Source organism: Sporosarcina sp. P13, from assembly GCF_002743055.1.
In the GTDB taxonomy this organism is placed as follows: Bacteria; Bacillota; Bacilli; order Bacillales_A; family Planococcaceae; genus Sporosarcina.
In genome coordinates this window covers 111,769-132,005 of the sequence record NZ_PDYM01000004.1, presented here as the reverse complement: position 1 = coordinate 132,005, position 20,237 = coordinate 111,769, and the positions used below count along the sequence as shown (strand labels likewise).

At 40.4% G+C, this 20,237-nt stretch carries 25 protein-coding genes; 5 read left to right on the top strand and 20 right to left on the bottom strand.

What is annotated here, in order from left to right:
* Window positions 1–72 precede the first annotated feature (72 nt).
* Together CSV79_RS03920 and cls are read left to right on the top strand one after the other, a co-directional pair.
* On the top strand, window positions 73–1,248 hold the full coding sequence (locus tag CSV79_RS03920) for an MFS transporter (RefSeq protein ID WP_099687721.1): 1,176 nt from the start codon (window positions 73–75) through the stop codon (window positions 1,246–1,248).
* Window positions 1,249–1,376: 128 nt separating this feature from the next.
* Window positions 1,377–2,828, top strand: a complete 1,452-nt coding sequence (cls, locus tag CSV79_RS03915) for a cardiolipin synthase (RefSeq protein ID WP_099687720.1) — start codon at window positions 1,377–1,379, stop codon at window positions 2,826–2,828.
* A gap of 47 nt (window positions 2,829–2,875) precedes the next feature.
* Here the strand turns inward: cls and CSV79_RS03910 are convergent, their stop codons facing one another.
* The 5 genes from CSV79_RS03910 to CSV79_RS03890 all read right to left on the bottom strand — a co-directional run bounded on the left by CSV79_RS03910 (window position 2,876) and on the right by CSV79_RS03890 (window position 6,595).
* Window positions 2,876–3,778, bottom strand: coding sequence for a M15 family metallopeptidase (locus tag CSV79_RS03910; RefSeq protein ID WP_099687719.1), 903 nt, complete (start codon window positions 3,776–3,778; stop codon window positions 2,876–2,878).
* 298 nt (window positions 3,779–4,076) lie between these two features.
* Window positions 4,077–4,325 (bottom strand): hypothetical protein, encoded by a 249-nt coding sequence (locus tag CSV79_RS03905; protein WP_099687718.1) that lies wholly within the window; start codon window positions 4,323–4,325, stop codon window positions 4,077–4,079.
* 62 nt (window positions 4,326–4,387) lie between these two features.
* The gene (gene yidC, locus CSV79_RS03900) at window positions 4,388–5,194 is read right to left on the bottom strand and encodes a membrane protein insertase YidC (protein WP_099687717.1); all 807 of its coding nucleotides are present in this window, start codon (window positions 5,192–5,194) and stop codon (window positions 4,388–4,390) included.
* 57 nt (window positions 5,195–5,251) lie between these two features.
* On the bottom strand, window positions 5,252–6,034 hold the full coding sequence (locus CSV79_RS03895) for a helix-turn-helix domain-containing protein (protein ID WP_158232459.1): 783 nt from the start codon (window positions 6,032–6,034) through the stop codon (window positions 5,252–5,254).
* A gap of 210 nt (window positions 6,035–6,244) precedes the next feature.
* The gene (locus CSV79_RS03890) at window positions 6,245–6,595 is read right to left on the bottom strand and encodes a hypothetical protein (RefSeq protein ID WP_233201355.1); all 351 of its coding nucleotides are present in this window, start codon (window positions 6,593–6,595) and stop codon (window positions 6,245–6,247) included.
* 314 nt (window positions 6,596–6,909) lie between these two features.
* Here CSV79_RS03890 and CSV79_RS03885 point away from each other — a divergent pair, with 314 nt between their 5' ends.
* Window positions 6,910–7,407: a GNAT family N-acetyltransferase gene (locus CSV79_RS03885; protein ID WP_099687714.1), complete on the top strand. Its 498-nt coding sequence runs from the start codon at window positions 6,910–6,912 to the stop codon at window positions 7,405–7,407.
* Window positions 7,408–7,446: 39 nt separating this feature from the next.
* On the opposite strand, the gene CSV79_RS03880 is transcribed toward CSV79_RS03885, so the two are convergent.
* The 5 genes from CSV79_RS03880 to mntR form a co-directional block, all read right to left on the bottom strand.
* Window positions 7,447–7,914, bottom strand: a complete 468-nt coding sequence (locus CSV79_RS03880; protein WP_099687713.1) for a DUF4064 domain-containing protein — start codon at window positions 7,912–7,914, stop codon at window positions 7,447–7,449.
* Between the two features lie 89 nt (window positions 7,915–8,003).
* Window positions 8,004–8,321: a GNAT family N-acetyltransferase gene (locus CSV79_RS03875; protein ID WP_099687712.1), complete on the bottom strand. Its 318-nt coding sequence runs from the start codon at window positions 8,319–8,321 to the stop codon at window positions 8,004–8,006.
* Between the two features lie 56 nt (window positions 8,322–8,377).
* Window positions 8,378–9,262, bottom strand: a complete 885-nt coding sequence (locus CSV79_RS03870; protein ID WP_099687711.1) for a DUF1002 domain-containing protein — start codon at window positions 9,260–9,262, stop codon at window positions 8,378–8,380.
* Between the two features lie 64 nt (window positions 9,263–9,326).
* Window positions 9,327–10,181: a CvfB family protein gene (locus CSV79_RS03865; protein WP_099687710.1), complete on the bottom strand. Its 855-nt coding sequence runs from the start codon at window positions 10,179–10,181 to the stop codon at window positions 9,327–9,329.
* 14 nt (window positions 10,182–10,195) lie between these two features.
* The gene (gene mntR, locus CSV79_RS03860) at window positions 10,196–10,603 is read right to left on the bottom strand and encodes a transcriptional regulator MntR (protein ID WP_099687709.1); all 408 of its coding nucleotides are present in this window, start codon (window positions 10,601–10,603) and stop codon (window positions 10,196–10,198) included.
* A 109-nt stretch (window positions 10,604–10,712) separates the two neighbouring features.
* Between mntR and CSV79_RS16545 the strand changes: the two genes are divergently transcribed.
* Window positions 10,713–10,868 (top strand): lmo0937 family membrane protein, encoded by a 156-nt coding sequence (locus CSV79_RS16545; RefSeq protein WP_143560535.1) that lies wholly within the window; start codon window positions 10,713–10,715, stop codon window positions 10,866–10,868.
* A 34-nt stretch (window positions 10,869–10,902) separates the two neighbouring features.
* Here CSV79_RS16545 and CSV79_RS03855 read toward each other — a convergent pair whose 3' ends face one another.
* From CSV79_RS03855 to CSV79_RS03815, 9 genes are all read right to left on the bottom strand, one after another.
* Window positions 10,903–12,000 carry a GNAT family N-acetyltransferase gene (locus tag CSV79_RS03855; RefSeq protein ID WP_099687708.1) on the bottom strand — a complete coding sequence of 366 codons (1,098 nt, stop codon included), beginning with the start codon at window positions 11,998–12,000 and terminating at the stop codon, window positions 10,903–10,905.
* Window positions 12,001–12,054: 54 nt separating this feature from the next.
* Entirely contained in the window at window positions 12,055–12,417 is a 363-nt protein-coding gene (locus CSV79_RS03850) for an ArsR/SmtB family transcription factor (protein ID WP_099687707.1), read from the bottom strand.
* A gap of 92 nt (window positions 12,418–12,509) precedes the next feature.
* The gene (gene mnhG / locus CSV79_RS03845) at window positions 12,510–12,881 is read right to left on the bottom strand and encodes a monovalent cation/H(+) antiporter subunit G (protein ID WP_099687706.1); all 372 of its coding nucleotides are present in this window, start codon (window positions 12,879–12,881) and stop codon (window positions 12,510–12,512) included.
* Complete coding sequence (locus CSV79_RS03840) at window positions 12,859–13,143, bottom strand: Na(+)/H(+) antiporter subunit F1 (protein WP_099687705.1); 285 nt, start codon at window positions 13,141–13,143, stop codon at window positions 12,859–12,861. Before CSV79_RS03840 ends, mnhG begins: the two co-directional genes overlap by 23 nt.
* Entirely contained in the window at window positions 13,140–13,622 is a 483-nt protein-coding gene (locus tag CSV79_RS03835; protein WP_099687704.1) for a Na+/H+ antiporter subunit E, read from the bottom strand. Before CSV79_RS03835 ends, CSV79_RS03840 begins: the two co-directional genes overlap by 4 nt.
* A 15-nt stretch (window positions 13,623–13,637) precedes the next feature.
* Window positions 13,638–15,122, bottom strand: a complete 1,485-nt coding sequence (locus tag CSV79_RS03830; protein ID WP_099687703.1) for a Na+/H+ antiporter subunit D — start codon at window positions 15,120–15,122, stop codon at window positions 13,638–13,640.
* Window positions 15,115–15,447: a Na(+)/H(+) antiporter subunit C gene (locus tag CSV79_RS03825; RefSeq protein ID WP_099687702.1), complete on the bottom strand. Its 333-nt coding sequence runs from the start codon at window positions 15,445–15,447 to the stop codon at window positions 15,115–15,117. The genes CSV79_RS03830 and CSV79_RS03825 overlap by 8 nt, the downstream gene beginning before the upstream one ends.
* Window positions 15,447–15,872 carry a Na(+)/H(+) antiporter subunit B gene (locus tag CSV79_RS03820; RefSeq protein WP_099687701.1) on the bottom strand — a complete coding sequence of 142 codons (426 nt, stop codon included), beginning with the start codon at window positions 15,870–15,872 and terminating at the stop codon, window positions 15,447–15,449. Before CSV79_RS03820 ends, CSV79_RS03825 begins: the two co-directional genes overlap by 1 nt.
* On the bottom strand, window positions 15,859–18,276 hold the full coding sequence (locus tag CSV79_RS03815; protein WP_233201354.1) for a Na+/H+ antiporter subunit A: 2,418 nt from the start codon (window positions 18,274–18,276) through the stop codon (window positions 15,859–15,861). Before CSV79_RS03815 ends, CSV79_RS03820 begins: the two co-directional genes overlap by 14 nt.
* 203 nt (window positions 18,277–18,479) lie before the next feature.
* Here CSV79_RS03815 and CSV79_RS03810 point away from each other — a divergent pair, with 203 nt between their 5' ends.
* Window positions 18,480–19,154, top strand: coding sequence for an adenine nucleotide alpha hydrolase family protein (locus CSV79_RS03810; protein ID WP_099687700.1), 675 nt, complete (start codon window positions 18,480–18,482; stop codon window positions 19,152–19,154).
* Window positions 19,155–19,189: 35 nt separating this feature from the next.
* Here the strand turns inward: CSV79_RS03810 and murB are convergent, their stop codons facing one another.
* Entirely contained in the window at window positions 19,190–20,110 is a 921-nt protein-coding gene (gene murB / locus CSV79_RS03805) for a UDP-N-acetylmuramate dehydrogenase (protein WP_099687699.1), read from the bottom strand.
* Window positions 20,111–20,237 lie beyond the last annotated feature (127 nt).

Genomic DNA, 20,237 nt, shown 5'->3' with positions numbered 1-20,237 from the left:
CCAAAACTTGAATGGTTCTTCTATTCATCGTACGATATGAGGGAATCTATTTATGAAGAAAGCAGGTTACATATGAAGAAAACCATATTATTATTGATGTCTGTGCAATTTTTCGTTTATCTTGGATTCGGCATCATCATCCCCATCTTACCTGAAGTCATTTTAGCCGAAGGCTATTCGGAAGTGCATGTTGGCGGATTGCTGACCATTTATGCAATATCCTCTTTCTTTACGGCTCCATTATGGGGTGCTCTGTCTGATCGAACAGGCAGAAAAAAACTGATCATGATCGGTTTAATTGGTTTCAGTTTGAGCTTTTTCTTATTCGCTATATTCATGCATCATTTATTGATGCTATACGTTTCCCGTATTGTAGGCGGCATATTCTCAGGTGCGCTATATACTGCAGTTACTGGATTTGTGGCGGACTTGACTACGGAAGAGAATCGCAATAAATATATGGGACTTCTCGGTATGTCGATTGGACTCGGATTTATTTTTGGCCCTGCAATCGGCGGGATTCTTGGCGATATTCAATTGCAAATTCCATTTATCGCTTCTGGTACGCTAACACTGTTCTTAATTGTCTATGCATTTTTAATTCTGAAAGAACCCGACAGACATAATTCAGCGAATAAACGAGCACTTCTTCCAAAAGGTGCCTCCACGATGTGGCAGTATAGAATACGTTATTTATTTATCACTTCGTTCATCATTACATTTTTACTTGCAGGGGTAGAAGCTACATTCCAGCTATTCCAAATTGATAAAATTCATATTACGCCTTTGCAGCTTGGTTATTTATTCATGGCTAGCGGCTTAGTTGACGCTGCAATTCAAGGCGGTGTCGTTCGTCGTGTAAAAAACGGGACAGAGACTTCGTGGATTATCGTAGCACAAATTGTTACAGCTATCGGTTTAGTACTCATACCATTTTCGATGAATTTACTTTGGGCAGGCTTTGCGATGAGTGTCTTCACCGCTGGAAATGCTCTAGTGCGAACTGTGCTTGTATCGCTTACTACGAAGGAAGCTGGCGGGATGTACGGAACTGCTGCCGGATTATCCTACTCCATGGATAATATGGGGAGGATTATTGGACCGTTATTATTTACTTGGATTTTCACGATGCAAGCGGGCAGTATGTATTTTATTTCAGCCATATTGGCCGTACTATCAATAGGTCTCGTGTTTGCCTTTAGAAAATCCATACACTCGTTAAAAAACGTACAGGATCCTGTTGCGTGAAACTTGCATAGTATATTCAGGGAGGGAAGTAATTCACAAGTGCCAGTTGAGCTTCACGGTACTTTTCGCTTTTGATTCGCATCTCCGCTATACTAAAGGAATAGTATATTAGCTGCAGGAGGAACTATATGACGCAAGTGATTAGTTTAATTGTCACAAGCACTTTAATTATTAACATCTTTTTAGCTATTGTTTTAATCTTTTTGGAACGTAGGGATCCAGCGAGTACATGGGCTTGGCTCCTCGTTTTATTCTTTGTACCCATTGGCGGATTTATAATTTACTTGCTACTAGGTCGCCAGTTACGCGAAAAGCATTTATTCCGGTGGGAAGGTCGAAGTAAGATTGGGATCGAGAAGCTGATTGCTTATCAACTTGAAGCGATTGAAGATGAATCGTTTGAATTTTTAAAGCCTGACACAGAAACATATCACGATATGATATACCTACATTTACGTAATAACCACTCTGTTCTTACGCAAGATAATGATTTGCAAATCTTTACGGACGGTAATAAAAAGTTTAGTTCTTTACTACATGACTTAGAACATGCAAAAGACCATATTCATATCCAATATTACATTTTCCGTTTAGATGGGATTGGCCAACAAATCGTAGATATACTAATACGCAAAGCCAAAGCAGGCGTGAAGGTACGGGTATTGTTTGATGACATTGGTTCACGTGGATTGCATGTGAAGCATTTCCGCGAGCTAACAGCAAATGGTGGTGAAGTGGCCGCATTCTTCCCTGCCGTTTTACCACTGATAAATCCGCGGCTAAATTACCGTAATCACCGTAAACTCGTCATTATTGATGGTCGTATCGGCTATATCGGCGGATTTAATGTGGGTGATGAATATTTAGGTCTCAGCAAAAAGTTCGGCTACTGGCGTGACGCTCATTTGCGTATGGAAGGTAGCGCTGTACATCCATTACAGACGCGCTTTATTCTAGATTGGAACCAAGCATCCGCTAAAACAAATATTCAATATAGCGAGCATTTCTTCCCTGCTATTCCTCGTAAAGGGGATGTCGGTGTTCAAATCGTTTCTAGTGGACCGGACTCTGAATGGGAAGACATCAAAGACGGTTACTTAAAAATGATTTTCCTTGCGAAGGATTATATTTATATTCAAACCCCTTATTTCATTCCAGACACTAGTGTTCTTGATGCATTACGTATCGCTTGCTTATCTGGCGTTGATGTTCGAATCATGATTCCGAATAAACCTGATCATATGTTTGTTTACTGGGCAACGTATTCGAATGTCGGTCAATTACTTAAGGCAGGTGCCAAAGTATATATTTACGACAACGGCTTCATTCATGCAAAACAAATTGTTGTAGATGATCAGGTATCCACTGTTGGTACAGCAAATATCGATGTTCGTAGCTTCCGTTTAAATTTTGAAGTGAATGCATTTATTTATGATAGAGAAATATCCCACGAGCTAGCAGAAATCTTTGAACAGGATATTCAAAGCTGTACCGAATTAACGTATGAAAATTATCTTGAACGTGCACGAATGATCAAGGTGAAGGAATCGATTTCACGGTTACTTTCACCAATTTTATAAAAAAACTAGCCGGCAAAGGACTTTTCGTCCTTTGCCGGCTAGTTTCATTAATGAATACCTAAATACTCTTCTAATGTAATATTCTGCTTGAAAATTTTCTCCGCTAGATCTTTCCCGACATATCGATAATGCCAAGATTCATGCATATACCCCGTCACTTCTTCCTTACCTTTTGGATAACGAAGGATGAAACCATATTCATATGCATTGGCCGCCAACCATTTAGCGGCTTCTGTATCACCGAACGATGTAGACGCCCAATGTTTCTCATGATTGACTTCTCCAATATCGAACGCTAGACCCGTTTGATGTTCGGAATAGCCAGGTCGTGCGCTGTAGCGGTCTGCGGCCTCTTGACCATCTCTTTCCACGTATCTATTATATAAGGTTACTTGATAGTCATAAGAACGATAGGTGCTGAATGCCTGCAAATTAATACCTGACGTCACAGCTGCAGCCGCTAGTTCATTGAATGCTTCTCTAGCACTTTGACTTTCTCCAGGAGCAAAATCTTTTGGAAGCGGATATTGCTTATTAGCTAATAAAATTCCCCGGACATATTTCGGTTCCTTTGGTAAGTCCTGTTCATCTAGATAATCCCTTGGATTAGGTGACTTCTCTTGAACCGGCTTTGATTGTTCAGTCGGATCTACTTCTTCCGAAACTTCACCTGTAAAAGGTACTTTTTCTCTATCTCTAAGCGGCTCCTCGTCAGGCCCGTTTGTTCCTTGTGGATTTTCTTCTACATGATTTGCTGATTTGTCTTCGTTTAGACTCAGTTCAATTTTTTGAAATTCATCACCTTGGTCTAGACTCTCTATCAATTGATTTACATTTCGATCATTTGAACCAATCCAAATTATCGCTCCTACAAGTAAGACGAATGCAAACCCTGCTGCTATATATGTTCTATTGCGTCCTAGTCCGGATTTCTTACCTCTTTTTCCCATAACGTGTTACCCTGCCCTCTTTCTAAATCGCCTATCTTGTACTATAGTGTATCATTATTTTTCTTATCCGTCTGTCTATGTTACTGTTTATTAAAATCAATTCATGAATTAATTGCGAAGTTTTACAAGTAAATACTCAACGATGTCTTGCTTTGAACTTTTATATTCTTCTTCACTTGGGGTGTTTATTCTAGTGTAATTAACAAAAAGGTCAAAATTAAAACCGCGTGATTCCAAGGTTCTTGTACCTTGGAATCACGCGGTTTGTTAATTTTATTGAATTTTGTCCCAGACACTATTAAAACATTAATATGTATATCAAGGTGCCAAGCGATCCTGCTGCGAAGAACATAGCCATCCAAAGCATCCATTTAGACTCACGAACCAACCCTTGCTTTCTATACATCACTGTACGCGCTCCGTTTGTTAAGGTAAACATGATAAGCATGGACAAAATTGCGAACTCCAGATTTAACTTAATAATAAAGTAAAGCGAAGCAGCGGCAGATGTGGCAATCGCTAAGCCCATGATCCATTTAGCTTTCATATATGACACCCCTTCCCTTTTACAAAATAAAAAAGCTGGTATGCACCAGCTTTCCATGTGACTTACTTTTCTTTAGCTACTGGAGGATCTATTTCTTTGTCTGCTGGAGGATCTACATGTTTATAGTAGAACTTACGTCCAAGATACGTCTGGAAGATTAGAAGTAATCCACCGACTGCCCAATACAATGGAAGTGCTGCCATGACCGTATAAGAAATAAACATAATCATAATTGGTGACATGTAAATAAATAACTTCATTTGTTGCTGCTGTTGCTCCGGCATCGTCCATAAAGATACACGAGCTTGAACAAAGTAAACTGCTCCTGCAACCAACATCATAATGATATCCGGTTCTCCTAGTTTGAACCATAAAAATTCATGATTTTTTACTTCTGGCGGAGCATAAAGAATCGCGAAATATAGACCCATGATGATCGGCATTTGAATTATAAGTGGTAGACAGCCCATATTTAATGGATTGACACCGTGCTTTGAATATAGACCCATCATTTCTTGCTGCAATTTCATCTGCTCTTCTTTGTCTCCAGCCTCTTTAGAAGCTTTCATACGTTTTTGGATATCTTCCATTTCAGGCCGAAGACCGTCCATTTTAATTTTCATCTCTTGCTGAGCCTTATAGTTTTTCAACATTAACGGCATCAATACTAAACGAATTGCTACTGTGATGAGGACAATTGCAAAACCATAGTTACCGTTAAACATCTCACCTAGATAATGTAGAAGCCATTCCATCGGATAAACAAACGCGCTGTAAAATAAGCCTGTTTTATTCTCTACTCCCGAACAGCCACTTAAAAATACAGCGGTAATTGCTAACAAACTTACGAACCCTATTCTTTTCTTCAATGATTTCACCTACGCTATCTCAAACTAAAGAAAATTATACAGCAAACAGCGTAAAAGTTACAGTGAATCATCTTGCTTAAGATTAAATTGAAAGTAATTCCCACTCAAATCTTTACGGAAGCGCATCGGTGTTACTCCAGTATACTTTTTAAACACACGAGTAAAGTAACTTTGATTACAGAAATGGAACTTTCCGGCGATTTCTGCTATCTTTTGATCTGTAAAGCGCAAATAATATTGCACTTCTTCAATCTTCCTTATCATGATAAACTCCACTAGCGTCACGGATGTATATTCACGAAAAATGCGTGAAAGATGGCTAGTACTAACATTAAATCGTTTGGCAATCTCTTCAACTATTAGTTGTTTTTCTACATTTTGATTAATGTATTGAATGACTTCATTTACTGTATCGTGAGAAAGCGTTGGCTTTTTCTGTTCTTTAAGGATATAGTAATAGAATTCAATCAGCACATCCCCAAATTCACAGGCATTATCGGCTGTTAAGTTTCGCTCAATCAACACCATACATTTAGCACTAAATTTAAACGCGTTTTCTTCACTTAAAATATGGTCTTCCTTCATTTTTCTAGTGACAATGGACGATAGTATAATTAAATAATATTGGATAACTTTCATCGTAAATCCGGGTATGTTTTCAGCTAAAATAACTTGAATCTCTTTGAGTGTTAGGCGAGCATATTCTCTTTCTAGACTAAATATTTGTTTCAGTAATTCTTTTTCCAATCGAAAAAAAACTTCAGCTTCTTGTGTGCTATGTTTATTTTGAATAGCGTCGATTAATTCTATCTTAGAAATTTCTATATTTTTGCTAGTCATGAGTTTCACCCCACTCATTCTATATGTATATCAGTCTATCCATGACGCACTACTATATGTAAATCATTTTACCTTATCTTAAACAATTAGCTATAGTTTATATAGTTACTGATATATATAGGATAAAGCACCCCTATGATAGGGGTGCTTTTTAGTATAAATGTGCTACCTTGGGGTTGTTATTCTTTTCTAGTCTTTTATGATTTTGAATTAGTTAGTTTGAGGAGTATTCACTGAGTCGCCAGAATTTTTCTTGTAGAGACCATCTTTTTCTGAAGAATTTTTATCGGGATCTTGTACTTCTTGGTTATAATAATGAACGCTTGTTTGTGCGCCTTCAGATACCATGTTGTTATCTGCTATATCTTCTGGATCTGAATGACCAACCTTTTCTACCGTCTGATCAACGAGTGTATTATTATTTATGAGTGTATCCATTTTTTCCTTTAAGACACCAACCGTCTCCATTGCTTTGTCACGGTTTTCTTTTTTACTGAAATACGCGTACGCTCCCGCCGCCAATGTTGCTATAAATAATCCATTTGTTTTTTTACCTGCCATGAATACCATCCTCCGTAATAAATAATTTGTAGTGGTTGTCTACTTATAGCTTACTATACCCGACAGCTGTATTTTTCAAACGTACGTCTGACATAGTTCATTTTGTACGATTATATTTTTGTCAACTACGCTTCTTATACTACTGTCGTAATGACGGTCACCAACATAGCCAACTTATGCTGTAACCCGTATAAATAGAACAACTCCATATAAGGTGGATTGGTAGGATAGTATATTTCATTTAGCTAACATCGTAGTTTTAAGAAAGCTAATTTGCTATACTATGTAGAAAGAATGTTAGGAGTGAACCTATTATGATCCGAAAAATGACGGTAGATGATATTAAAGATGTTCAACAAATCGCTCTTACGTCTTGGCGATATATGTTTGGAGAATTTATTCCAGCAGAGGTACTCGAAGCATTTATAGATCGGACGTATTCCGATTTAATGCTAAAAAAACAAATAGAAAAAACGACGGTTCTGCTCGCTATAGATCCACAAGGTCTTCCCGTAGGCTATATTAGTTATACAACGATAGATGAAGACGGTGAGAGCGAAGTGACGGCCCTTCATATGCTTCCTTCGCATTTGGATAGTGGATATGAGGAACTACTGTTAGCCGAGGCTTTGCAGTCATTAAGCGAGGCACAAAATGTAGATGTTTACGTGGACGAGCGTTCTCATGACCTGCAAGAGTTTTACGTTAATCAAGGATTTGTTTTGGTCGAGTCTATCAAAGAGGAGTTTGAAGGACTCCCTGTTGAAACGATTCATTATTCATTGCCGATGAAGCAGCACGCTCATATGTGAACAAACCCCCTTTTCGTTTAGAAAAGGGGGTTACTAGTATTAATTCATCCAGTTCGACTGATTTTCCACGTATTCACCTTGTGTTGGTCCAGGTGCCACTGGAGGCTTTTTTGTGAAGCAGAGGATACCTGCAATGTACAGCAAGATAGACGTCAGTGACAGAATACCGTTAAATAGGCCTGCTATGATAAACAACGTCCCTGCAGCCTTGGCATTACTACGTAACTTCACCAAGCCAATAATATTCAGCACAAAACCAATAAACGCTACAGCCACACCAACCCAAATAAACACGGCAAATACATCAAAGAATTCCATGAACATATCCACTTCGGAAAGCGTTAATTCTCCATCACTCAACATTACTTCACGAAATTGTTCCATTACGGTTGAATCATTATTTGCCATATTGACAAAAATTCCGAACACTGTAAGCATCGCCATTCCGATAAAAGTAAAGACTGCTGCTATAATAGCAAGCACTTTTTCTGCCGTTCGATTAATCATCCCACATCACCCAATTCTAAAAATTTACTTCTCCTCTTACCTATACGCTCAGCAAATGAAAATGTTTCATAAGTGATGTGGATTAGTAATTAAATTTTCACATCATCGTATTCATCGCTTCGGTCAAAGGCATTCACTACATAGGAACAGACCGCTTTCATCTTCAGTCCTTTTTCACGTGCATTTGTTGCCGCTCGATCGAGTAGCTTTTTAGCTACCCCCTGGCCCCGCAGTGAGTCATCTACATACGTATGTGTCATCGTCATGACGCCTTGATCTTCAGTCCATTCGATTTCAGCAGTGACATCACCATTGCTCTTATGTTGATAAGCGTATTTCGTTCCACCTAGCTCCACAAGTTCCAAATCTAATTCCCGAGGCAACTTCATGTCTTTTTTCTCACCCATATATGTCTCTCCTTTGTCGTTTCGTCTTCTATCCATTAACGTACCACGATTTATACTTAGCTAAACAACGATTTAAATGAATCGACCATATTACGGAAGAACTCTTTTACTTTTTCCCAGAAACCCGGGTCAATCTCCCCTAGCTTATCCTTTATTGTTGAAGCCATATCTGTTAGCTGTTCATTCAACTTCGTAAAGTCGATATCCAATTTTGAAATTCGATCCATCAAATCAATTAATAATTGACGATCCGCATCGCTTAGTTGGATATTGAACTTGTTTAACTGTTCACTAACAATTTTTTCGACATCTTCTTTTGTCGCTGGCTTTTGTTCAGCTATTTGCCTTTTTATTTCCGTTAATAACTTTGCAACTTCATCTTTATCAACGCCCGCTTTATCAGAGAGCTTTGTCGCAAGACTCAGTTCATCATTCGCTGTATCGGTTCGTTCTGTGTCGAGTACTTCACCAGACACTTCGTACGCTTTATAAATCCCAACGAGTGCTGAATGCCCCGTTACTTTTTTCGGTGATGCTACTTCTACGATTGCGTCTTCAATACCAGCGGTCAACATTGCAGTCGCGTACATATCCGCGGTCACTTGTGTGATATTATCTGGCGTCACGACGTTAATGACGAGTCCTTCGCCTTGTTCTTGTCTCGTGATTTTCGCAGAGGAATACATCCGCGCATTACGGTCTCCGCCTGGAATATATTTGATCAAGTCGTTCCCATCTACGGACAACTCTTCTACTTCTGCTTCATTTGCCACTTTCAGATCTGTTCTTACACGATCTTTTTCACCGTCGGATAAATTTGCGCCATAGACAACAATGGGTACGCCTAATTTTTCATTGATGACGCCATTTGCAAAAGCTGAAGGTGTAATCATGCCTACCATCAAAATGGCCATTAATACATAAGCCAACCCTTTTTTCATTCAGTCTCGCCTCCTTGTTCTATACAATAGATACGTTTAGGCAAATCAAAAAGTTGCGTATGACTCATGATTTTAGTGTAGTCCATCCATCTTGTTGCACGATTCTTCTTTCCCTCATCAACGTCCCAAGCGCGCGTTTGAATGCACCTTTACTCATTTGGAACATCTCATCAATCTCTTCTGGAGTAGATTTATCAGTAAATGGCATTTTACCGCCAGATTGTTCTAAATACAATAGAATCTGTTCGCCATCAGTCTGTAGGCGATCTTGCTTTCTAGGTAATAATGAACCATTTAACGTACCGTCATCACGCACGCCAATAATCCGTACGTCTACTTCTTCCCCTAATCTCGGCTCGTGTTGACGCTCTGTTTCGTGGACGAAAATACGTTTGATATCCTCCGTCAAAAGGAATGATCCTACAGGCAATAGACGATAAGCTCTTGCTTTAACGTTTTGATTGTACATCTCTTCATCAGCGATTGTAAAATGCTCTTGTACACGTTCTTCCGTAACAAGACGTCCAAATAAATTGCCACCTGGATCTGTCCGTAATGTCATATACAATTGATCACCCGGCTGTGGCCAAAGATTTTTCATTTGCGGGAAATCCGCTCGATTGACTAGCACTTCAAACGAAGCACCGATATCTACATAAGCACCTTCTTCTCTTTCTAGGCGAATGACTTTTGCCCATCCAAATGTATCAACAGTAAGTGTTGGTAGTTGAGCAGTTGCAGTTAACTCACCTCTTCTATTGATGTAGAGGAAAACTTCGACGGTTTGTTGCTCTTTTAAGTCGGGTGCTTCTGAAACGTTCATAAAAATTTCTTCTCCAGCAGCGTTCAGTACCCACCTCGAACCTTCTTGACGAAGAATTTCTAGTGTAGCAAGCGTGCCTGATTGTAATAGTGTCATAATGATAGCCCCTTTTAGTGTGCTCTGCTTTTCAGTTTTTTAATAAATTCCGGATCTTCTTCTAATGTTTCTACTAAATCCGTAATACGATCCATAGCATTCCAACTTAGGTGATGTTCAATACCCTCTACGTCGCCATAGATATTTTCTTCTTCCACCCCAATGATACGCAGGAATTGTTCTAGTAATTCATGACGATGCACAAGTTTTTTTCCGAAACGTAAGCCACGATCGGTCAAGGCTAGACCACGGTATCTTTCATAATGGACATACCCTTCACGGTCCAGTCGCTGTGCCATTTTCGTAACAGATGATGGAAGTACAGAAAGCGCCTCCGCCACATCTGACACGCGCGCCTCACCTCTTGCTTCTAATTGCAAATAGATTTGTTCGATATAGTCTTCCATACTCGGTGTAGCCAAAACATCGCCCCCTCATTTGACTTTCACTATACATAAAACCATATAAAAAGTTTAGGATTCTATTGGTTGGGTAAATTAATTACACAACAAAGAAAAGGAGTGATCCACTATGGCACGTTTATTATGGCTTGTTATTGTAGTCCTCATAGCATTATGGTTAATCGGATTAGTCGCAAAAATCGGTGGCGGATTTATCCACCTACTTTTAGTAGTAGCCGGGATTGTTTTCATCCTTCAGTTACTAACAGGAAGACGATCGGTATAGTACTATACACACACCCATTATGCTCCTTCTGCTTTCAGATGATCCTTGCGTATAAGCACGTATTGCGCAAGTCGCGTCCGTTTGCAGAAGGTGCATTTTTCCGTAAAATTCCTTCTAGTTCAAAACCTGAGCGTTTCGCAACTGCGCGACCTTTACTATGTTTTTCATCACAATGAAACTCCACTCGTTCTGCCTGTAAATACTCGAAAGCAAAATCAGTAAGTCCCTTTACAGCTTCTGTCATATAGCCTTGTCCCTCAAGTTTTGTATCAAGCCAAAAATCCAAATCAAACTTACGAATTTCCCAATCAATCATATGAAACCCAGCACAACCGATAAACTCGCCTGTTTCTTTTAAAAACAAATGGAAACGAAGACTTTTTCTGCCAATGAATTCAGCTACTGCTTGGCGAACATAATCCTCAGTCGTTTCAATCGTTAGATCATGTTGGGCCCATGTCGTAAAGCGACGTAAACCGGACATCGAACGAGAAATTGCACCCCATACATCCATCGAATCATGCAACTCTGGTGCTCGGATCAATAACCGCTCTGTCTCAAACTCTTCTTTGAAACCAGGAATACTCTTTTCATAAAGCGCTCGTTCTTCCCAACATACAGGAGTTGTCGTACCAGCCAAATAATCTTCCCGCGTCATACCATACGTCACTGCATCATAATACGTATTCTCTTTTGGCAAGAACCATGCTTGACGTAAATGAGCTTCCTTGACGAAGCCCGCGCGTTCAAAAGCTTTACGCATCGCTGCATTGTCATGTCGCGTATGCCCTTCTATACGGATTTTCTGTTCAGGTAGTTCAAATACATATTGCGTTAGCTTCTTTAAGGCACGTGAGCCATAGCCATATCCCCTGAAATGATCTGCTATTCGCAAATCAAATAATGGGACGTCTTCTTGTAAGTCGTAGACTTTGACTATTCCTACTTTTTCATTCTCATTATTCTCTATCCAAAACGTCTTTACATCATCAGATGCATAGCCGCCTTCTTCAATCGATTTTTCCAATAACTCACGACCCGGCTTGCTAATATCATGATACGGCCAAGAATTCGTTGTCATAAACTGGATGAGTAAATCTTGTTCTTGTATCGTCCACTCTTGTAATCGCATTAAAATTCCTCCATCGTGATTGCCGTTCGACAAGCGCCCTACTAGCTCATTAACTTACGTGGTTTGTTGTACTTCAATCGCATGTTCATACGCAATTTTAACCAAATCTTCAACATGCTTATCTGCTAAAGAATAGTATACCATTTTTCCACGTCTTTCTGACTTGGCCAATGAATGTTCACGCAAATAGCGCAGATGATGGGAAGCAGTGGCTGATGAAGATTGAATGACCGCCGCTACATCACAGACACACATTTCAGATTCCAATGTTAAGGAATAGGCGATACGCAGTCTAGTTTCATCTGCTAACGCTTTAAATATTTGCACCATCTCCGCTACATCCGGGAGCTCTTTCCGAATTTTTCGGACTACATCTTCATGTACAATCGTCACTTCACATGCATCTTGGTTAACCATTTCGTCACCTCATTTCGACGTCTTCATTTAAGGTAATTATATAGAAACTTGCAAGAAAACACCATTCATTCAAATAACTGTTTGAATTGTGTTCATAACGCTTTATCTGCATTTTCCCCATGAATTTTTTCGTATAATTCATCTTCCGTTGAAATATCTGCAAGCTTCACCTTCGAACGGTATGCTGCGCGAATAATTACATGACCTGCTACAGGTGCAGTCAAAAAGACAAAACCGATACCGAGTAATAATCGGACGCTGATAAAATTTTCCGAGAATAAAAAAAATACAAATGCACCCGACAAAGTCAATAGGACAGCGAGTGTTGAACTCTTAGTCGCTGCATGTGATCGAGTATAGACATCCGGTAAACGAATTAAGCCAAACACACTAATAATACTCGCAATCGCACCTGTCAAGATTAACAAAGCTCCTGCAAATTCACCCATCTCGCCTACGTTCAACGATTTTCCCCCTCTCAATAAATTTCGAAAATGCAATGGTACCGATAAAAGACAGAATACCCAAAATCAAAATCGCTTCCAAAAATGCTTTCGTGTTCATCATAACTGACACAACTGCAATTGTTGCGATCAAATTCACGCCAATGACATCTAACGCCACCACACGGTCAGGCAATGATGGGCCTAAAATGATTCGTATAACGGCTACTAGTATCGTCAACGCAAATAGTATTACAGAAATCATAAGCATACCTGCAATCATCGTGTCACCTCCATAATGGCCTTCTCGAAGTTCTTCAATTGCTTGATCAGGCCGTCACGCGATTCCTCAACGTCCATCGCATGGATATAGAGTTCATTGCCTTCAGGAGAAACTTCCATAACGACGGATCCTGGTGTCAATGTCAGTAACATAGACAGCATCGTCACTTCTACATCACTACTCAAAATTGTTTCGTATTTAAAAATGCCTGGTTTGATACGTAATGTCGGTCGTACAATTTGCGAAATGACTACGATACTAGACTCGGTCAATTCTCGTATGAAAATGAGCAGAAGTTTACACGCAGCGTACACTCTGCGCAAATAAAAGCGGGTTCCGAAAAAACGGCTCATAGCAAAGATAATGCCAAGCCCAACTAAGAATCCCATGAAAAACGTCGTAAATTTCAGTTCGTCTTCATCCATCAATGTCATCCATAAAAAAGCGATGAACAAATTCAGCAGAAGCTGTACTGGCATGCTGTCTCCTCCTCCCTATTTCACATCTTCATCGAGAACTGCTTGGATATACTGTTGCGGATCAGCCAAAGTATTCGCTACATCTTGAATATACGGTGCAAGCAACTCTGCACCTACACCCATTCCAACATTCAATACCGCAAGTAACACAAGCGGTAATCCGATCGCCTTTTTAAATGGTTTCTGATCATCTTCACTGATCGTTGTTTCTCCCCAAAAACTATTCAGGAAAATACGGAGTAATGAATACAACACACCTATACTAGATAAAAATGCAACAGCCAATAAAACGTAAGAGCCTGTTTCAATAGCCCCTAAACCCATATACACTTTGCCGATAAAACCACTTAACGGTGGGATTCCGGCAATTGCCAGCATAGCTAAGAAAAATAGCCAACCAACTAGCGGATAATTTCGAATGAGTCCACTGATTTCATTAACCTTCGAACGACCAGTCAAATACACAACAGTTCCTACCAATAAAAACAGCAAGGCTTTACTGACCATATCGTGTATCAAATAATAACTAGCACCTTGGAATGAGGTAGTTGTAGCAATCGCAAGGCCCGTCAGTACAAAACCGACTGAAATGATGACGTTATACGAAACGATCTGTCGAATATCCGAATAGGCAATGGCTCCTAAGCAACCGCCAACCATCGTCACGACTGCAAGTACGCCAATCATTTTATAAATCAAAGGATCATGGACAAATATTAGTGTAAACATCCGATAAAGCGCATATATACCAACTTTCGTCAGCAATGCACCAAATAGAGCAGCTACTGCTGTAGGCGGTGCCGAATATGAGCCAGGTAGCCAGAAATACAGCAACAAGCCCGCTTTTAAACTAAATACCAATAGGAATATAATACCAATCAACGACAGCAATGGGCCTTGACCAACTTCCGCTACACGAACTGCAATATGCGCCATATTCAACGTTCCAAGTGCACCGTATAAATACGCTATGCCTAGCAAGAAGAACCACGAAGCAAGCACATTGATCAATACATATGTAATGCCTTCTTTCAATTGCGTTTTGCGTCCACCAAGCGTCAACAGGACATACGAAGCAAGTAACATCACTTCAAAACAAACGAATAGATTAAATAAATCACCTGTCAAAAACGAACCATTAACGCCTGCCAGTAAAAACAGAAAGAACGGATAGAAAAACATCGTCTCCGCCTCGAGTCCAGTTGTAGCAAACGCGTAAAGTAAAATAATACTTGATACTACACAAGCTACTAGTACTAGCAGCACTGCAAACGAATCACCTACGAACAAAATTCCGTGTGGCGGTAACCAATCTCCGAAATCCAAGCGCATAATACCCGTACGATGAATGCGCTCCAAGCAATAAGCTGCGATAGCCGCAGAAGCGATTGTCGTCAATACACTTATTAGTCGCTGCAATCGGATATAAGGCTTTATAAAGACTAAGATGACACCTACCAAAACAGGCAGGATCATTGGTAGCACTAATAAATTATTCATCCCGTGGCCCTCGCAATCCAGGTCCTCGACCAGATTCCTGATAGACGCGATAAGATAATACTAATAAAAATGCCGTTACCCCAAAGCTGATAACAATCGCCGTTAGAATAAGAGCTTGCGGTAAGGCATCCGTATACTGTGCTGCGCCTTCTTGTAAAAGTGGTACATCCCCTTTCTTCAAACCACCCATCGTCAATATTAATAAATGGATCGCATGAGAAAGAATCGCTGTCCCTAAAATAATCCGTAACATTTCTTTTGCTAGGAGCAAATAGACCCCTACCGCCACAAGCACACCAACCAGAAGGGTAATTAATGTCTCCATTACTCCACATCCTCACTGATTCCCAAAATAATCGTCACTACTACACCGAGTACGGTCAGTGCAACTCCTGCTTCAAAAATCGTCATCGTTCCAAGTTCCGTTTCACCGAAAACTGGCAGATCAACTACCCATGTCGCTTGTGTTAAAAAAGGTAACTTGAAAACGAAAGACAATAACCCAGTTCCAACCGCCAACAACACGCCTAATGCAGCAACTCGCTTAAAATCAAAAGGTGTCCCACGGTGGACCGTCTCGATATCATAGACTAAATACAACAGAACAAACGCAGAAGAGAGCACCAATCCGCCGATGAATCCACCACCTGGATTGCTGTGGCCAGATAAAAATAATTCCACGCCAAATGTCAAAATAATGAAGAAAACGATTTTGGTCACTGTTTGTAAAATCACATCATTTTTCTTCAGGTTGATCCACTCCCTTCTTTCGCCGTAGCTTCACGAGTGAGTAGACACCAAGTCCCGCGATAAACAATACTAATACTTCAAGCATCGTATCAAAGGCACGAAAATCCCCGAGTATCGTGTTAACCACATTCAAACCACCAAGAACGCGCGATGTTGTCTCATAATAAGTGGAAATGGAAGGGTAAAACGAATGACCTTGCACTAACAGGGCTACTACCGTAACCACTACGCCTGAAGCGACAGCAAGAATTCCGTTACGCACTCTCACAGAGGCGGACTGACGCTCTGACCGCCACTCGGGCAAATAGTAGAAGCATAACAAGAACAATACCGTCGTCACAGTTTCCACAATAATCTGTGTTAACGCCAAATCTGGTGCACGGAATACAACAAATAATATCGCGATGGAATAGCCAAGAACACCATTCAAAATGATCGCTGTAATACGCGATTTAGCAAATAAGATCGCAATACTTGAACACATCATGACAAAAATAATGAGACTTTCATTACTTCCAACTGGGGCGTCATTCGAAAAGTCGAAAATGAACTGTTGAAAACCTATAAGACCAATCCCAATGAATGCAAGAAAAAACAACATGATATAGGCAACATAATCCCGCACAGAACCCGTCATATATGACTTGGTAATTACCGACGCCATCCGTTCAGTCCACATTAAAAATGTATTGTAAAAACGATCTAACGTAAATTGCAAAATCCCCAAACGGTAGACACCTTTCCAATAACGTAAGAAGCGATACATCAAAATCCCCGCGATGACTACACCAAGCGTCATGAAGATCGGCAGTTTCCAGCCGTGCCACGCATAAATTTCCGGCACTAGGCCTTCCATCTGTTCTAAGTGCGGATAGACCGCGAGCATCGCCGGCCCTAAAATATACGTACCGAGCGTATTTGGAAAGAAGAAAATCAATAACACCAAACTACCTAACACGATTGGCGCAATCAACATCTGAATTGGTGCTTCATGAGCAGGTCGCTGGCCAGGGAATGGTGCAGGGACTCTCCCCATAAAGGACTGAAAGACGATGACCATACAATAAATAAATGTAAAGATACTACCGATCCATGCAACGATCGGGAACAACAAAGCAAGTGAATTCATAGTTAGCAAGTTTGCATCACGCAACGATAGCATTGCTTCGAAAAATAGTTCTTTACTTAAAAACCCATTAAATGGAGGCAATCCCGCCATTGAAAAACTGCCGATCAATGCAATCGTAAACGTAATCGGCATGATAGTCGCCAAGCCACCTAATCGATTAATATTCCGTGTCCCAAGCTGATGATCCAAAATCCCAACAACCATAAACAAGGACCCTTTAAAAGTGGAATGGTTGATCAAATGGAATAATGCCGCAAACGTTGCGGCTGTGTAAAGTGCAATATGTGTACTTTCAGACGACGCGAACGCAAGCGATCCGATACCAAGCATACTCATAATCATCCCAAGTTGACTAATCGTCGAAAATGCCAGCAACGCTTTCAAATCCGTCTGCTTGACCGCGTTGACGGATCCCCACAACATCGTCAACAGCCCGACACAGGAAACAATATAGAACCAAGACGCATGCCCCGCAAATACAGGTGTAAAGCGAGCTACTAAGTAAATTCCCGCCTTAACCATCGTGGCGGAATGTAAATAGGCACTGACTGGCGTTGGAGCCTCCATCGCGTCCGGCAACCAAATATGGAATGGGAACTGCGCAGACTTCGTAAATGCACCGAGCAATACGCACAGCAGTGCAGGAATGAATAGCGAATCTGCAGCGATTATTTCTCGCATACCAATCAATTCTTGTAAACTGAACGTTCCTGTGATCTTATAAAGCATTAAAAATCCAGCCAACATGAAAATGCCGCCTGTCACCGTGATCAGCATAGACTTTTTCGCACCATATCTTGATTGTTTACGGTGATACCAGAAAGCGATCAGCAAGAACGAAGAAATACTAGTCAATTCCCAAAACACATATAAAACGATCAAGTTATCCGATAAGACTACACCGAGCATAGCACCCATGAACAGCAATAAATACGTATAAAAGCGACCAATAGCTTCACGTTCAGAAAGATAATAGATGGAATACAAGACAACAAGACTACCAATTCCCGTAATTAACAACGCGAAAATCATACTCAAACCATCTACATGCGTGGAAAAATAGACACCTGCTGAAGGTATCCATGGAAATGTATATAAATAAGTAGTTCCATCTGAGAGCGAGGGTACTAACCGAAAAAGTAAAATGAATAGTATTAACGGTACCGCGATCACAAACCAACCAATCCGCCGGCCCGTCAAAAACGTATGTATCAATGGTACCAGGCATGCTGCGATAAATGGAATGAAAATTGCCAGCAAGATGGTTATCAACATTACACCTCCTGTGACCCCCTTGACTGAACACTATACGTTATGCATAATGAGACTCTAAGCAGGGAGTACATTCTCTACTCGAAAGTATACACTACTTTATAAGAAATCGCATAGAATGCGCGGTCACTATACTGTTCGCAATCACGTGTAACAACTACTCTTTTATAAGAGTACTATAGAATTCAAAGAGGTGAAGAATCATTATGGGCAAAATGAAAAGCCGTATGGACGAGAGTATTCTCGTTTGTGTGTATTACGGTCCAAATGGTGAACGTCTCATTCAAAGAGGATATAAAATCGCAGCAATTATGGACTGTCCACTCTATATCCTAACCGTGGACCCAGCACCACTTGATGAATTTGATGTGGAGAAGTCTCAATATATCGACCGATGGAAAGAACTTGCGGAAGAGCTTGATGTCGAAGCATTCATCATATGCGATGACGAAAAGCGACCGACTGCGAAAATTATCAAGGAAGTGGCTCACCAGTACGGCATTACACAAATCATTATCGGTCAGACTGCACAAAGTCGTTGGGAAGAAATCACCAAAGGTTCCTTTATGAATGTCTTACTGAGAGAAATTCCGTTCGTTGACTTCCATGTCGTTTCAGTAGATCGTGCGATTAAAGGCGAAGTAGAAGGTTCATTTGAAAAAGGTGTGCGTGCGTATCTAATACAAGACGGAGAAGGTTTCCGCATCAACTTCACTTTGTCTAAGCAAGCTCAATACGAAGGGATTTTCTTCAAAGAAATCGGTACCGATTTCAATAACGGGGTTTTCAAATTCATGCAAAACAATAAAATTTGCCAAGTCCAAATTGAAGATGATCAAGTGCTTGATACGAGCAAGATCCAGTGTAAATTTCATGACTAAAAAAACCTACAAAGACTCTTGTAGGTTTTTTCTATTCATTCGGGGAGTTCTTCTCCAACAATTTTTACTTCCATTTCCAAATCGATACCAAACCTTTTCTTTACTTCATCTTTTACCATTTGGATTGTCTGGATATAATCTGTTGCGGTTGCATTTTTTTTATTGACGATAAACCCTGCATGCTTCGTCGATACTTCTGCTCCGCCAAATCCCTTGCCTTGCAATCCGCTATCTTGAATGAGTTTACCCGCAAAATAACCCGGAGGTCGTTTAAATACACTACCTGCTGAAGGATATTCGAGTGGTTGCTTTGATTCACGTTGGAACGTTAGATCTGCTACAGTCGAATCAATATCGCACTGTACACCTGGCGTGAGTTGGAACTCTGCAGAAAGAACGTAGTAGCCTTTTGTGGTAATGATGCTTTTTCGGTAGCCCAGTTCTAACTCATCTTTAGAAAGAACGAAAATTTTCCCTGTATCATCCATTACCGTAGCTTGGGTAATAATATCCTTAATCTCTCCACCGTATGCCCCTGCGTTCATTGCCATCGCACCGCCAATAGAGCCCGGAATTCCACAAGCAAATTCCAAACCAGACAAACATGCTTTGGAAGCTGCTTTAGACGCGTCGATAATATGCGCGCCCGCCTCCGCCACCATCTTTTCTCCAGTAATTTCAATGTGATTGAAGTTCGCCATATATATGACGATTCCACGGACACCGCCATCACGGACGACCATATTCGAGCCATTACCTAATAATAAAATAGGAATGTTTTGTTCATAGGCATATGTGACGGCTGCTTGAACTTCTTCTATAGTTCCAGGTGCCGCCACAATATCCGCTTTGCCACCCAAACGTGTTTTTGTGTATTTATTTAGCGGTTCATCAAGCAACAACCAACCACTTTGTATTTTGGTATTGAGATCTTTAAACCATCGATGTTTTGACATTCACATCAAGTCCTTTCAATTTACCTGTCTCCTCTTTCACGGAAACAATCTTATTCCTCTATTAGTATGCTTGCAATCCCGCTTTTTGACAAGGTTTTTCATTTTGACTTTTAAGGGATTTTCCATA

Excerpts from the sequence above, each read along its gene's own strand:
- CSV79_RS03835 (WP_099687704.1), bottom strand. The coding sequence starts at position 13,622 with ATGCCAGTACAGCTTCTGCTGAATTTGTTCATCGCTTTTTTATGGATG.
- CSV79_RS03830 (WP_099687703.1), bottom strand. The coding sequence starts at position 15,122 with ATGAATAATTTATTAGTGCTACCAATGATCCTGCCTGTTTTGGTAGGT.
- CSV79_RS03810 (WP_099687700.1), top strand. The coding sequence starts at position 18,480 with ATGGGCAAAATGAAAAGCCGTATGGACGAGAGTATTCTCGTTTGTGTG.
- CSV79_RS03855 (WP_099687708.1), bottom strand. The coding sequence starts at position 12,000 with ATGCGATTACAAGAGTGGACGATACAAGAACAAGATTTACTCATCCAG.
- murB (WP_099687699.1), bottom strand. The coding sequence starts at position 20,110 with ATGTCAAAACATCGATGGTTTAAAGATCTCAATACCAAAATACAAAGT.
- CSV79_RS03880 (WP_099687713.1), bottom strand. The coding sequence starts at position 7,914 with ATGATTAATCGAACGGCAGAAAAAGTGCTTGCTATTATAGCAGCAGTC.
- CSV79_RS03850 (WP_099687707.1), bottom strand. The coding sequence starts at position 12,417 with ATGGTTAACCAAGATGCATGTGAAGTGACGATTGTACATGAAGATGTA.
- CSV79_RS03905 (WP_099687718.1), bottom strand. The coding sequence starts at position 4,325 with ATGAAAGCTAAATGGATCATGGGCTTAGCGATTGCCACATCTGCCGCT.
- CSV79_RS16545 (WP_143560535.1), top strand. The coding sequence starts at position 10,713 with ATGGCACGTTTATTATGGCTTGTTATTGTAGTCCTCATAGCATTATGG.
- CSV79_RS03875 (WP_099687712.1), bottom strand. The coding sequence starts at position 8,321 with ATGGGTGAGAAAAAAGACATGAAGTTGCCTCGGGAATTAGATTTGGAA.
- CSV79_RS03885 (WP_099687714.1), top strand. The coding sequence starts at position 6,910 with ATGATCCGAAAAATGACGGTAGATGATATTAAAGATGTTCAACAAATC.
- CSV79_RS03895 (WP_158232459.1), bottom strand. The coding sequence starts at position 6,034 with ATGACTAGCAAAAATATAGAAATTTCTAAGATAGAATTAATCGACGCT.
- cls (WP_099687720.1), top strand. The coding sequence starts at position 1,377 with ATGACGCAAGTGATTAGTTTAATTGTCACAAGCACTTTAATTATTAAC.
- CSV79_RS03815 (WP_233201354.1), bottom strand. The coding sequence starts at position 18,276 with ATGTTGATAACCATCTTGCTGGCAATTTTCATTCCATTTATCGCAGCA.
- CSV79_RS03920 (WP_099687721.1), top strand. The coding sequence starts at position 73 with ATGAAGAAAACCATATTATTATTGATGTCTGTGCAATTTTTCGTTTAT.
- CSV79_RS03865 (WP_099687710.1), bottom strand. The coding sequence starts at position 10,181 with ATGACACTATTACAATCAGGCACGCTTGCTACACTAGAAATTCTTCGT.
- CSV79_RS03910 (WP_099687719.1), bottom strand. The coding sequence starts at position 3,778 with ATGGGAAAAAGAGGTAAGAAATCCGGACTAGGACGCAATAGAACATAT.
- CSV79_RS03825 (WP_099687702.1), bottom strand. The coding sequence starts at position 15,447 with ATGGAGACATTAATTACCCTTCTGGTTGGTGTGCTTGTGGCGGTAGGG.
- CSV79_RS03870 (WP_099687711.1), bottom strand. The coding sequence starts at position 9,262 with ATGAAAAAAGGGTTGGCTTATGTATTAATGGCCATTTTGATGGTAGGC.
- CSV79_RS03840 (WP_099687705.1), bottom strand. The coding sequence starts at position 13,143 with ATGATTGCAGGTATGCTTATGATTTCTGTAATACTATTTGCGTTGACG.
- CSV79_RS03890 (WP_233201355.1), bottom strand. The coding sequence starts at position 6,595 with ATGGCAGGTAAAAAAACAAATGGATTATTTATAGCAACATTGGCGGCG.